The sequence below is a fragment of the Pseudomonas sp. BJP69 genome (genome assembly GCF_007633355.1).
GTDB lineage: Bacteria > Pseudomonadota > Gammaproteobacteria > Pseudomonadales > Pseudomonadaceae > Aquipseudomonas > Aquipseudomonas juntendi.
This window is the reverse complement of the sequence record NZ_CP041933.1, coordinates 1,010,317-1,023,136: the sequence shown is the minus strand read 5'-3', so window position 1 is coordinate 1,023,136 and position 12,820 is coordinate 1,010,317. Positions and strand designations below refer to the sequence as shown.

The following is a 12,820-nucleotide window of genomic DNA, read 5'->3' as shown; positions in this document are numbered from 1 at the left end:
AATGGCTTTGAGCGTCTTCGACCTGTTCAAGATCGGCATCGGCCCCTCCAGTTCCCACACCGTCGGCCCGATGCGCGCCGCTGCGCGATTTGCCGAAGGGCTGCGCCGTGATGGTCTGCTGCCCCAGACTGCCAGCGTCAAGGCCGAGCTGTATGGCTCGCTGGGTGCCACCGGGAAAGGCCACGGCAGTGACAAGGCCGTGTTGCTCGGCCTTGAAGGCGAACAGCCGGACACCCTCGATACCGACAGCATCCCCGCCCGCCTGCAGGCGATCCGCAGCAGTGGCAAGCTCAAGCTGCTGGGCGAGCACACCATTGCCTTCAATGAAAAGCAGCACCTGGCAATGATCCGCAAGCCACTGGAATACCACCCCAACGGCATGATCTTCCGCGCATTCGACAACGCCGGCCTTCAAATCCGCAGCCGCGAGTACTACTCGGTGGGCGGCGGCTTCGTGGTTGACGAAGCCGCCGCCGGCCACGACCGCATTGTCGAGGACAGCACCGCCCTGGCCTACCCGTTCACCACCGCCAAACAGCTGCTTGGCCACTGCACCACGCACAACCTGGCGGTCAGCCAGGTAATGCTGGCCAACGAGCAGGCCTGGCGCCCAGAGGCAGAAACCCGCGCCGGGCTGCTGCGCATCTGGCAAGTGATGCAGGACTGCGTCGAAGCCGGCTGCCAGCATGAGGGCATTCTGCCGGGTGGGCTCAAGGTCAGGCGCCGGGCACCGGCACTGTACCGCCAGCTCAGCCGGCACCCGGAGGCCAGCCTGCGCGATGCCCTGTCGGTACTGGACTGGGTGAACCTGTATGCGCTGGCTGTGAACGAGGAAAACGCCTATGGCGGGCGGGTGGTCACCGCGCCCACCAATGGCGCCGCCGGTATCGTCCCCGCGGTGCTGCACTACTACATGCGCTTCGTGCCCGGTGCCAGCGAAGACGGGGTGGTGCGTTTTCTGCTCACGGCTGCGGCCATCGGCATCCTGTACAAGGAAAACGCCTCCATCTCCGGTGCCGAGGTGGGCTGCCAGGGCGAAGTCGGGGTGGCCTGCTCGATGGCTGCAGGGGCGCTGTGCGAGGTGATGGGCGGCAGTGTGCAGCAAGTGGAGAACGCCGCCGAAATCGGCATGGAACACAACCTGGGACTGACCTGCGACCCCATTGGCGGGCTGGTCCAGGTGCCCTGCATCGAGCGCAACGCCATGGGCTCGGTAAAGGCGATCAATGCGGTGCGCATGGCCTTGCGCGGCGACGGGCAGCACTACGTGTCGCTCGACAAGGTCATCCGCACCATGCGCCAGACCGGCGCCGACATGAAAAGCAAATACAAAGAGACCGCCCGTGGCGGCCTGGCCGTCAACATCATCGAGTGTTGACCCACTAACGAAAGCAAGGAGTCACCGATGTCCGAAACACTGCTCAAGACCCCACTGCATGCCTTGCACCTGGAGCTGGGGGCGCGCATGGTGCCGTTCGCGGGCTATGACATGCCGGTGCAGTACCCGCTGGGCGTCCTCAAGGAGCACCTGCATACCCGTGAACAGGCCGGCCTGTTCGATGTGTCACACATGGGCCAGATCATCCTGCACGGTGCCAACGCTGCCAAAGCCCTTGAAAGCCTGGTGCCGGTAGACATCATCGACCTGCCGGTGGGCATGCAGCGCTATGCCATGTTCACCGATGCGCAAGGCGGCATTCTTGACGACCTGATGGTCGCCAACCTGGGCGACGACAAGCTGTTCCTGGTAGTCAACGCGGCCTGCAAGGCGCAGGACCTGGCTCACCTGCAAGCGCAGATCGGCAACGCCTGCGACGTGCAGCCGCTGTTCGAGGCGCGTGCGCTGCTGGCCCTGCAGGGCCCGGCGGCAGCGCGTGTACTCGCGCGCCTGGCGCCGGAAGTGGCCAACATGACCTTCATGCAGTTGCGGGGGGTAAAACTGCTGGGCGAAGACTGCTTCGTCAGCCGCTCGGGCTACACCGGCGAAGATGGCTACGAGATCTCGGTGCCGGCCGGCGCCGCCGAAGCCTTGGCCCGCCGCCTGCTGGCCGAACCGGAAGTACAGCCGATCGGGCTGGGTGCCCGTGATTCGCTGCGCCTGGAAGCCGGCCTGTGCCTGTATGGCCACGACATGAACGGCGAAACCACCCCGGTCGAGGCCAGCTTGCTGTGGGCGATTTCCAAGGTGCGCCGCGCCGACGGCCAGCGCGCGGGTGGGTTCCCGGGCGCCGAGGCCATCTTCACCCAGCAGCGCGACGGTGTGGCACGCAAACGCGTCGGCCTGTTGCCGCAAGAGCGCACGCCTGTACGCGAAGGCGCGGACATTGTCGATGCCAACGATAAACTGGTCGGCAAAGTGTGCAGCGGCGGTTTTGGCCCAACACTTGGGGCGCCCGTTGCAATGGGTTATATCGATAGTGAACATGCGGCGATCGACACCGCGCTATTTGCCGTGGTGCGTGGCAAGAAGGTGGCCTTGAAAGTCAGCAAAATGCCTTTCGTGGCGCAACGTTACTACCGTGGGTGAATCGGCATTGTGAAGGTGGCGGGCAGGCGTGACATATTCGTTTCCGAAACCTGCCCGGTAACTTTTGAACATGGCGCCAGGCCAGCCACCATGCCGTTTGCACGACGGTGATCGGTGCGTGAAAAAAGGCCCGTTTTTCTGCATGGCCGAGGGCTTGTTTTTCGCTCGGGAGTTGGCGTAGAGTCATTCCACTGTGTTTGCATGGGTCGCAATAGTTCGTGACCTGGGCCAGTAGCCAAGCGTTGCTACAACCCGTTCGACGTCTCTTACTTTCCTGCAACCCAGCCCAGTAATCTTTCGCTTACACAACGTGCGAAAGTAACTGTCATCAAAATTCGAGCTCCATAGGAAATAAGACAATGGCTGAACGTCAGAACGGTACCGTCAAGTGGTTCAATGACGAAAAAGGTTACGGTTTCATCACCCCAGAAAGCGGTCCGGATCTGTTCGTGCACTTCCGCGCAATCGAAGGCAACGGCTTCAAGAGCCTGAAAGAAGGCCAAAAGGTCACTTTCGAGGCCGTGCAGGGCCAGAAAGGCATGCAAGCGGACAAAGTCCAGGTTGCAGGCTAAGCCGAACCCGACTGCAAAAGCCCCTGCCAAGTGCAGGGGCTTTTTTTTGCCCGTAGAATAGCGGCTTCATCTTCTGGAGCCGTTTTGCATGTCCAAGCCTTTGCTCACACCCCAGGGTGATTTTCCGCCGGTCGGCCTGGGCCGACGCCTGGCGGCGATGTTCTACGACTTCCTGTTGTGCACCGCGCTGCTGATCGTGACCGCTGGGGCCTACAAGATGATCCAGATGGCGATCATTGGCGAAGCCCGCATGCGCGAGCTGACCGAGGCAGGCGCACTGGACGGCGACCCGTTGCTGTCCACGGTGCTGCTGTTCGCCTTGTTCGGCTTTTTCGCCAAGTTCTGGACCCACGGCGGGCAGACGCTGGGCATGCAGGTGTGGGGCGTGCGGGTACAGAACGCAGATGGTTCGGCGATCAGCCTGTGGCAGGCACTGCTGCGCTTTGTGGTGTCGATCGCGTCGTGGTTGTGTCTGGGGCTGGGCTTCTTCTGGGCGCTGATCGACAAACGCAAGCGGGGCTGGCATGACATCTATTCCGAGAGCCAGCTGGTGCGTGTGCCGAAACAGAAGAAATAGAAAGCCCCAATGAAAAAGCCGACCTAGGGTTAGTGCCTGTCAGTTAAGTAATTTGGGGTCGCTTTGCGACCCTTCGCGGGCACGCCCGCTCCCACAGGGGATCGCGCAGCGCCAAACCTGTGGGAGCGGGCGTGCCCGCGAAGGGCTGCAAAGCAGCCCCAGTAACGCTTAACAGACAAGCATTATCTCCAGCTCAAGCCATTACCCCGCCCGGCGCAGCAACCACACACCGGCCAGGGCACAAATGCCCGCCGGGATGACCACCGCCAGCAAGGGCGGGAAGCCGAACACCTGGCTCGAAGGCCCGAGCAGGTCCTGGCCGATGCGGAATACGAAGCCCACCAGCACGCCGGTGAACACCCGCTGGCCCAAGGTCACCGAGCGCAGCGGGCCGAAGATGAATGAAATGGCCATCAACACCAGTGCCGCAGTCACCATCGGCTGCAGGACCTTGGTCCAGAACGCCAGCCAGTAACGGGCGTTGTTCAGGCCCTGGTCGGACAGGTAGTGGATGTAGTCCCACAGGCCGGTGATCGACAGCGACTCCGGCGCCAGGATCACGGTGTTCAGCAGTTGCGGGGTCAGCGACACCTCCCAGCGCTCGGTGGGGGCCTTCACCACCTCGGTGTGGTCCCCGCGGAAGAAGGTCGTGCTGACGTCGCTGAGCAACCAGTGATCGTCGGTGTACTGGGCACGCCGGGCAAAGCTCGACGTCTGGATCTTGCGCTCGCTGTCGAAGCGGTAGCGGGTCACGCCGAGCAACAGGCCGTTGGGCTGTACGGCGTTGATGTGCACGAACTCCTCGCCCTGGCGATGCCACATGCCACGCTTGGAGCTCTGCGCCTCGCCCCCACCCTGGGCCAGCGAGCGGTCAGCCTGGGCCTTGTTCTCGGTGACCGGCGCCACGTATTCGCCAATCAGCAGGCCGACCAGCATCAGCACCAGCATGGGCTTCATCACCGCCCAGACGATACGCCCGATGGACACACCGGCCGCACGCATGATGGTCAGTTCGCTGCTGCTGGCCAGGCTGCCCAGGCCAATCAGGCAGCCGATCAGCGCAGCCATGGGCAGCATTTCGTACAGCCGCCGTGGCGCGGTGAGCAAGACGTAGTAACCGGCTTGCATCACCGTGTAGGTGTCGCTCAGGTCGCCCATCTCATCGATGAACGCGAACAACGAGGCCAGGCCGAGGATGATCCCCAGCACTGCCAGGATGGCCAGCAGCACGCTCTGGCCGATGTAGCGGTCGAGCTTAGCCATGGGCCACCTCCGCACGGCGGGCGGCACGCTTGAGGCGCAATGGCTCCCAGTACATCAGGCCAAGGCCGATGAGCAGGAACAGCCCGTGCACCCACCACATGCCCAAGGCAATCGGCAACTTGCCCTTCTCCAGGGCGCCACGTACGGAAATCAGCATTGTCAGGTAGGCCATGTACAGAAGAATCGCCGGCAGCAACTTGAGGAAGCGGCCCTGGCGCGGGTTGACCCGCGACAGCGGCACCGCCAGCAGGGTCACCACGAAGACCAGGATCGGCAATGACAGCCGCCATTGCAGTTCGGCGCGTTCGCGCAGGTCGGTCTTGCCGAACAGGTCGAGGGTCGGAATGGCCTCGCGCTCGGTCACTTCCTCGGCCACTTCCGGCTTGGGCAGCAACACGCCATAGGTGTCGTACTTGATGGCCCGGTAGTCGGCCTGGCCGGGGTTACCGTCGTAGCGGTAGCCGTTTTCCAGCACCAGGTAACGGTTGCCATCGGCCTGGATCTCCTGGTGGCCCTTTTCCGCCACCAGCACCGACGGCGCACGGTCCTTGGTCTTGTCCTGATTGAAGCGTTTCTCGGAGATGAACACGCCACCGAGCTTGACGCGGTCGTCCGACAGTTGCTCGGTGTAGGTGACCCGCGAGCCGTCACGCAGCATCTGGAAACGGCCTGGCACCAAGGTGTCGAACTCGGTCAGGGTGTCCTGCTGGGCGATGATCTGCTGCACCTGGGCCACGCCCAGTGGCGCCAGGCTCAGGCTCAGCCAGGCCACCAGCAGCGCCACCAGTGCGGCCGGCGCCATGGTCATGCCCAGCAGGCGCTGCTGGCTCATGCCAGTGGCCGAGAGCACAGTCATTTCGCTTTCCAGGTACAGGCGGCCGTACGCCAGCAGAATGCCGAGGAACAGCCCCAAGGGCAGGATCAGCTGCAGGAAACCCGGCAGGCGGAAGCCCATGATCAGGAACAATACGCCCGGGTCGAGCACGCCTTGGGCGGCCTGGGCCAGGTACTTGATGAAGCGCCCACTCATGATGATCACCAGCAGCACGGCGCTGACGGCGCTCAAGGTCACCAGGACCTCGCGGGACAGATAACGAAAGACGATCAAACCAGACACTCCTGGGTTGTCAGGGCGGACTGCCATGCAATGGCGCCAAACAATGACTTAGTACATCCAAGACCAATGCCGGTTCGCCAAAGGCGAACCTCCATGTAAAGTGCGCGCATTATCCTGTGATTGGCTGCGCCTGTCACTTGGCGGCGCGTGAAGGCGCATAACGGGGTTGTCAGCACGCGGGCCGCAGGCTCAAACTGGCAGCTTTTCCGCTGGCGCGCGACGACGCGGCCAGGCCCGTCCAGAGCGCTGCAATGTACAGCGCCATTTGTATCGATCATTCGGGGACCCTGACATGGAACTGGTTGTAAAAAGCGTAGCTGCTGCATCGGTAAAAACCGCCACCCTGGTCATTGCAGTCGGTGAAAATCGCAAACTTGGCGCGGTGGCCAAGGCCGTCGACCAGGCCACCGAGGGTGCCATCAGCGCGGTACTCAAGCGCGGTGACCTGGCCGGCAAACCGGGCCAGACCTTGCTGCTGCACAACCTCCCGGGCCTCAAGGCCGAACGCGTCCTGCTGGTCGGCAGTGGCAAGGACGAAGCCCTGGGCGACCGCGCCTGGCGCAAGCTGGTCGCCAGCGTCGCCGGTGTGCTCAAGGGGCTCAACGGCGCCGATGCCGTGCTGGCCCTGGACGATATCGCCGTCAGCAACCGCGATGCCCATTACGGCAAGTACCGCCTGCTGGCCGAAACCCTGCAGGACGGCGAATACGTGTTCGACCGCTTCAAGAGCCAGAAGGTCGAGCCGCGCGCACTGAAAAAAGTCACCCTGCTGGCAGACAAGGCCGGCCAGGCCGACGTCGAGCGCGCGGTGAAGCACGCCAGCGCCATCGCCACCGGCATGGCGTTCACCCGCGACCTGGGCAATCTGCCACCTAACCTGTGCCACCCGAGCTTCCTTGCCGAGCAGGCCAAGGACCTGGGCAAGGCGCACAAGGCACTGAAGGTCGAAGTGCTCGACGAGAAGAAAATCAAGGACCTGGGCATGGGCGCCTTCTACGCCGTGGGCCAGGGCAGCGACCAGCCGCCACGCCTGATCGTGCTCAACTACCAGGGCGGCAAGAAGGCCGACAAGCCCTTCGTGCTGGTAGGTAAAGGCATCACCTTCGACACCGGCGGCATCAGCCTGAAACCCGGCGCCGGCATGGACGAAATGAAGTACGACATGTGCGGTGCCGCCAGCGTCATGGGCACCCTGCGTGCGGTGCTGGAACTGCAACTGCCCATCAACCTGGTCTGCCTGCTGGCCTGCGCCGAGAACATGCCAAGTGGCGGCGCCACCCGCCCGGGTGACATCGTCACCACCATGAGCGGCCAGACCGTGGAAATCCTCAACACCGACGCCGAAGGCCGCCTGGTGCTGTGCGATACCCTGACCTACGCCGAGCGTTTCAAGCCACAGGCGGTGATCGACGTCGCTACCCTGACAGGCGCCTGCATCGTCGCCCTGGGCAGCCACACCTCCGGCCTGATGGGCAACAACGACGACCTGGTCGGGCAATTGCTCGACGCCGGCAAGCGCGCAGACGACCGCGCCTGGCAACTGCCGCTGTTCGACGAGTACCAGGAACAACTGGACAGCCCGTTCGCCGACATGGGCAACATCGGTGGGCCGAAGGCCGGCACCATCACCGCAGGCTGCTTCCTGTCGCGTTTCGCCAAGGCCTACAACTGGGCGCACATGGACATCGCCGGTACGGCGTGGGTCAGCGGCGGCAAGGACAAGGGCGCCACGGGTCGCCCGGTGCCGCTGCTGACCCAGTACCTGCTGGACCGCGCTGGCGCCTGAGGCCATGACGCCGGTGGTGCCTGGCGCGCCACCGGCCGGCCATACCGACCATGAGCAAAGTCGACTTCTATATTCTGCCTACCGACTCGCTGTCGGCGCGGCTCGATTTCGCCTGCAAACTGTGTGAAAAGGCCTGGCGCCTTGGCCACCGGGTCTACCTGCATTGCCAGGATGCCGAGCAACGCGACGAACTGGACCTGCGCCTGTGGCGCTTCAAGGGCGAAGCCTTCGTGCCCCACGACCTGGCCGAGGTGCATGCCGACGCCGGCGTGGCCCTGGGCCTGGCGGAACACGCCGGTGACCATCACGACCTGCTGATCAACCTGGGCGCCAGCGTGCCGGGCTTTGTCGGCCAGTTCGAGCGGGTGGCAGAAATCGTCGTCGAGGCGCCCGACATTCGCCAATCGGCGCGAGAGCGATTCCGTTTCTACCGTGAACAGGGCTATGCTCTGCAAGACCACCGCTTACAGCGACTTTGACGACGATGGACAAGCACTCCCCCCTGCCCGACTCGGCTCACCTGCTCGACGACCTTGAGTCGATCCGCCAGTTGCTCGGCGATGCCGACCTGCAACCCCCCCTGCTGACCGAAACGGTCGAGCAACTTCCGTTGTTGCCGGACGCGCCGGTTACCGAAGCAGCTGCGCCCGAGGAAGACCCGCAGACGCGCCGCCAGGACACCCTGCTGCACCTGGAGAGTGAGCTGCGCGCCGCGGCGCAGATGATCATGCAGGACGTGATCAACGACTTTACCCCGCATATAGAGAATGAAATCAAGCGCCGGCTGGATGCGCGCATCGAGCGGTTGATCAAGCGTTCCGAGTAAAACCGCACATCGGTGTTGCCTGCTTCGCGGGCATGCCCGCTCCTACAGGGACCTCAACGCCTGTGGTGGGCTTGTTGCAGCAGGCAACACAGTTCCGACAGTTGTCAGCAGCTTGTCGCCTGCGGCCCCCAGCTTGGTTATACTTCCCGGCTTTCCCGAATAAATGCACAGGGTCCCGCCGCGCATGGATAAGACCTACCAGCCGCACGCCATCGAAACTTCCTGGTACAACACCTGGGAGTCCGAGAACTATTTCGCTCCACAAGGTGCAGGCGAGTCCTACACCATCATGATCCCGCCGCCGAACGTCACCGGCAGCCTGCACATGGGCCACGGTTTCAACAACGCGATCATGGATGCCCTGATCCGTTTCCGCCGCATGCAAGGCCGCGACACCCTGTGGCAGCCAGGCACCGACCACGCCGGTATCGCCACTCAGATGCTGGTCGAGCGCCAACTCGAGGCCAAGGGCCAGAACCGGCATGATCTGGGCCGCGAGAAGTTCCTGGAGAAGGTCTGGGAATGGAAGGATCAGTCCGGCGGCAATATCAGCCGGCAAATCCGCCGCCTGGGCTCGTCGGTCGACTGGAGCCGCGAGCGCTTCACCATGGACGACGGCCTGTCCGAAGCGGTCAAGGAAGCCTTCGTGCGCCTGCACGAAGATGGCCTGATCTACCGCGGCAAGCGCCTGGTCAACTGGGACACCAAGCTGCACACGGCCATCTCCGACCTCGAAGTGGAAAACCACGACGAAAAAGGCCACCTGTGGAACCTGCGCTACCCGCTGGCCGATGGCGCCAAGACCGCCGAAGGCGAGGGTTACCTGGTGGTTGCCACTACCCGCCCGGAAACCCTGCTGGGCGACGCCGCCGTGGCGGTCAACCCGAATGACGAACGCTACCAGGCACTGATCGGCAAGTACGTCGAGCTGCCGCTGGTGGGCCGCCGCATTCCGATCATCGCCGACGACTACTGCGACCCGGCGTTCGGCACCGGCTGCGTGAAGATCACCCCGGCCCACGACTTCAACGACTATGAAGTCGGCAAGCGGCACAACCTGCCGCTGCTGAACATCTTCGACAAGAATGCCGTCGTACTGGCCAACGCCCAGGCCTTCAACCTCGACGGCAGCGTCAACGAGCAGGTCGACACCCAGTTGCCGGCGCAGTACGCCAACCTCGACCGCTTCGTGGCGCGCAAACAGATCGTGGCCGACCTGGACGCCCAGGGCCTGCTGGTCAGCATCGACGACCACGCCCTGAAAGTGCCGAAAGGCGACCGTTCCGGTACCGTGATCGAGCCCTGGCTGACCGACCAGTGGTACGTGTCCACCAAGCCGCTGGCAGAGCCTGCCATTGCTGCCGTGGAAGACGGCCGCATCCAGTTCGTGCCCAAGCAGTACGAGAACATGTACTTCTCGTGGATGCGCGACATCCAGGACTGGTGCATCAGCCGCCAGCTGTGGTGGGGCCACCGCATTCCGGCGTGGTACGACGAGGCCGGCCAGGTCTACGTTGGCCGCAACGAACAGGAAGTGCGCGCCAAGCACCAACTGGGCGCCGACGTGGTGCTGCGCCAGGACGACGACGTGCTCGACACCTGGTTCAGCTCGGGCCTGTGGACCTTCTCTACCCTGGGCTGGCCGGAGCAGACCGAATTCCTCAAGAAGTTCCACTCCACCGACGTACTGGTGACGGGCTTCGACATCATCTTCTTCTGGGTTGCGCGCATGATCATGCTGACCATGCACCTGATCAAGAACGAGGACGGCACCCCGCAGGTTCCATTCAAGACCGTATACGTGCACGGCCTGGTGCGTGATGGCCAGGGCCAGAAGATGTCCAAGTCCAAGGGCAACGTGCTGGACCCGCTGGACATCGTCGACGGCATCACCCTCGACGCCCTGCTGGAAAAACGCACCAGCGGCATGATGCAGCCCAAGCTGGCCGAGAAAATCGCCAAGCAGACCAAGGCCGAATTCCCCGAAGGCATCGCCAGCTACGGCACCGACGCCTTGCGCTTCACCTTCTGCTCGCTGGCGTCCACAGGCCGCGACATCAAATTCGACATGGGCCGCGTCGAAGGCTATCGCAACTTCTGCAACAAGATCTGGAACGCTGCCCGCTACGTGCTGGACAAGGGCGAGGATTGTGGCCAGAACGGCGAGGCCTATGAGCTGTCCCTGGCTGACCGCTGGATCATCTCGCAGCTGCAGCGCACCGAAGCCGAAGTGACCCGCCAGCTGGAGCAGTTCCGCTTCGACCTGGCCAGCCAGGCGCTGTACGAGTTCATCTGGAACCAGTACTGCGACTGGTACCTGGAGCTGTCCAAGCCTGTGCTGTGGGACGAAAATGCCCCGGTCGAGCGCGCCCGCGGCACCCGCCGCACCCTGGTGCGCGTGCTGGAAGTGGCGCTGCGCCTGGCACACCCGTTCATGCCGTTCATCACCGAGGAAATCTGGCAGCGCATCGCACCGCTGGCCGGTATCGAAGGCAAGACCATCATGCTGCAGCCATGGCCGGTGGCCAATGAAAGCCGCATCGATGCTGCCGCCGAAGGTGATATCGAATGGCTGAAAGAGCTGATGGTCGGCCTGCGCAACATCCGCGCCGAAATGAACATTGGCCCGGGCAAGCCGCTGCCACTGTTCCTGAAGAACGCCAACGCCGACGACCAGCGCCGCCTGCAAGAGAACGAAGCCTTGCTGAAGAAGCTGGCCAAGGTCGAATCGTTCACCGTGCTGAGCGATGCCGAAGAGGCACCGCTGTCGGCTACTGCGCTGGTGGGTGACCTGCAAGTGCTGGTACCGATGGCCGGGCTGATCGACAAGGATGCCGAGCTGGCGCGCCTGAACAAGGAAATTCAGCGCCTGCAGGGCGAAGTGGCACGCGTGGGTGGCAAGCTGTCCAACGCTGCCTTCGTCGACAAGGCCCCGCCTGCGGTGATCGAGAAGGAGCGCGCCAAGCTGGCCGAGTCCGAACAGGCCCTGGCCAACTTCACCGAGCAGCACGCGCGCATTGCAGCGCTGTGACAACCTGATAGACCGCTGGGGCCGCTGTGCGGCCCTTTCGCGACACAAGGCCGCCCCTACAGGACGGTGCCGGTTTCACAGGCGCCGCTATCCTTTAGGGGCGGCCTTGTGTCGCGATAGGGCTGCACAGCAGCCCCAAGGCCTGCAACACCGGACCCCGCCATGACCGACAAACCTACCCTGCACCCGCGCAACCGGCACCAGGGGCGCTACGACTTCCCCAGCCTGATCAAGGCCCACCCTGACCTGGCCCGCTTTACCATTACCAACCCCCACGGCAAACCCAGCATCGACTTCGCCAACCCCGAAGCCGTAAGGGTATTCAACCGTGCCCTGCTCAAGGCCCAATACGGCATCCAGCACTGGGATATCCCCGCCGACTACCTGTGCCCGCCCATTCCCGGCCGCGCCGACTACATCCACGTAGCCGCGGACTTGCTGGCCACGGACAACGCGGGGGAAATTCCCAAGGGCGCCCAGGTACGCGCGCTGGACATCGGCGTGGGTGCCAACTGCATTTACCCGCTGCTGGGCCACAGCGACTACCGCTGGCGCTTTCTCGGCTCGGATATCGACCCGGTAGCGCTGGCCTCGGCCAAGGCCATCGTCCAGGCCAACGGCCTGGGCAAGGCCATTGCCCTGCGCCAGCAGGCGAACCGGGGCCATATCCTCAGCGGTCTGTTGCAGCCAGAGGAGCGTTTCGACCTGACCCTGTGCAACCCACCCTTCCACGCCTCCCGCGACGAAGCCACCCGCGGTAGCCAACGCAAGTGGAAAAACCTGGGCAAGCAGGACCCCAAACGCAAGCTGCCGCTGCTGAACTTTGGTGGCCAGAACAATGAATTGTGGTGCGAGGGTGGCGAAATCCGCTTTGTCACCCAACTGGTGAGCGAAAGCGTGCAGTACGCCGGAAGCGTGTTGTGGTTCACCAGCCTGGTGTCAAAGGCCAGCAACCTGCCGGGCATAGAGGCTGCACTGAAGAAGGCCGGTGCCAAGGCCGTACGTGTCGTCGAAATGGGCCAGGGCCAGAAGCAGAGCCGCATGGTTGCCTGGAGCTTCCACGACGAAGCGGCACGCCAGGGCTGGTACGCCCAGGGCCGATCACAGGCATGAAAAAACCG

The 12,820-nt window shown here is 63.6% G+C and carries 11 protein-coding genes; 9 read left to right on the top strand and 2 right to left on the bottom strand.

Going from position 1 to position 12,820, the window contains the following annotated elements:
• Position 1: 1 nt before the first annotated feature.
• From FPB55_RS04780 to FPB55_RS04765, 4 genes are all read left to right on the top strand, one after another.
• The gene (locus tag FPB55_RS04780; RefSeq protein WP_054890559.1) at positions 2 to 1,378 is read left to right on the top strand and encodes an L-serine ammonia-lyase; all 1,377 of its coding nucleotides are present in this window, start codon (positions 2 to 4) and stop codon (positions 1,376 to 1,378) included.
• A 27-nt stretch (positions 1,379 to 1,405) separates the two neighbouring features.
• The gene (gene gcvT / locus FPB55_RS04775; protein ID WP_054890558.1) at positions 1,406 to 2,527 is read left to right on the top strand and encodes a glycine cleavage system aminomethyltransferase GcvT; all 1,122 of its coding nucleotides are present in this window, start codon (positions 1,406 to 1,408) and stop codon (positions 2,525 to 2,527) included.
• 359 nt (positions 2,528 to 2,886) lie between these two features.
• Positions 2,887 to 3,099 (top strand): cold-shock protein, encoded by a 213-nt coding sequence (locus tag FPB55_RS04770; RefSeq protein WP_003257941.1) that lies wholly within the window; start codon positions 2,887 to 2,889, stop codon positions 3,097 to 3,099.
• Positions 3,100 to 3,187: 88 nt separating this feature from the next.
• Positions 3,188 to 3,676, top strand: coding sequence for an RDD family protein (locus FPB55_RS04765; protein ID WP_029886776.1), 489 nt, complete (start codon positions 3,188 to 3,190; stop codon positions 3,674 to 3,676).
• A 201-nt stretch (positions 3,677 to 3,877) separates the two neighbouring features.
• Here FPB55_RS04765 and lptG read toward each other — a convergent pair whose 3' ends face one another.
• The gene (lptG, locus tag FPB55_RS04760; protein WP_125855419.1) at positions 3,878 to 4,939 is read right to left on the bottom strand and encodes an LPS export ABC transporter permease LptG; all 1,062 of its coding nucleotides are present in this window, start codon (positions 4,937 to 4,939) and stop codon (positions 3,878 to 3,880) included.
• A complete protein-coding gene (gene lptF / locus FPB55_RS04755; RefSeq protein ID WP_029886778.1) occupies positions 4,932 to 6,047 on the bottom strand; it encodes an LPS export ABC transporter permease LptF in 1,116 nt (371 codons plus the stop codon). The genes lptG and lptF overlap by 8 nt, the downstream gene beginning before the upstream one ends.
• A 301-nt stretch (positions 6,048 to 6,348) precedes the next feature.
• Here lptF and FPB55_RS04745 point away from each other — a divergent pair, with 301 nt between their 5' ends.
• The 5 genes from FPB55_RS04745 to rlmF all read left to right on the top strand — a co-directional run bounded on the left by FPB55_RS04745 (position 6,349) and on the right by rlmF (position 12,812).
• Positions 6,349 to 7,842 (top strand): leucyl aminopeptidase, encoded by a 1,494-nt coding sequence (locus tag FPB55_RS04745; protein WP_009687041.1) that lies wholly within the window; start codon positions 6,349 to 6,351, stop codon positions 7,840 to 7,842.
• A gap of 50 nt (positions 7,843 to 7,892) precedes the next feature.
• The gene (locus FPB55_RS04740) at positions 7,893 to 8,321 is read left to right on the top strand and encodes a DNA polymerase III subunit chi (protein ID WP_009687042.1); all 429 of its coding nucleotides are present in this window, start codon (positions 7,893 to 7,895) and stop codon (positions 8,319 to 8,321) included.
• 5 nt (positions 8,322 to 8,326) lie between these two features.
• A complete protein-coding gene (locus FPB55_RS04735) occupies positions 8,327 to 8,668 on the top strand; it encodes a hypothetical protein (protein ID WP_009687043.1) in 342 nt (113 codons plus the stop codon).
• A gap of 184 nt (positions 8,669 to 8,852) precedes the next feature.
• Positions 8,853 to 11,699, top strand: coding sequence for a valine--tRNA ligase (locus FPB55_RS04730; protein WP_009687044.1), 2,847 nt, complete (start codon positions 8,853 to 8,855; stop codon positions 11,697 to 11,699).
• Between the two features lie 162 nt (positions 11,700 to 11,861).
• Positions 11,862 to 12,812 (top strand): 23S rRNA (adenine(1618)-N(6))-methyltransferase RlmF, encoded by a 951-nt coding sequence (gene rlmF, locus FPB55_RS04725; RefSeq protein ID WP_115293429.1) that lies wholly within the window; start codon positions 11,862 to 11,864, stop codon positions 12,810 to 12,812.
• Positions 12,813 to 12,820: the final 8 nt, after the last annotated feature.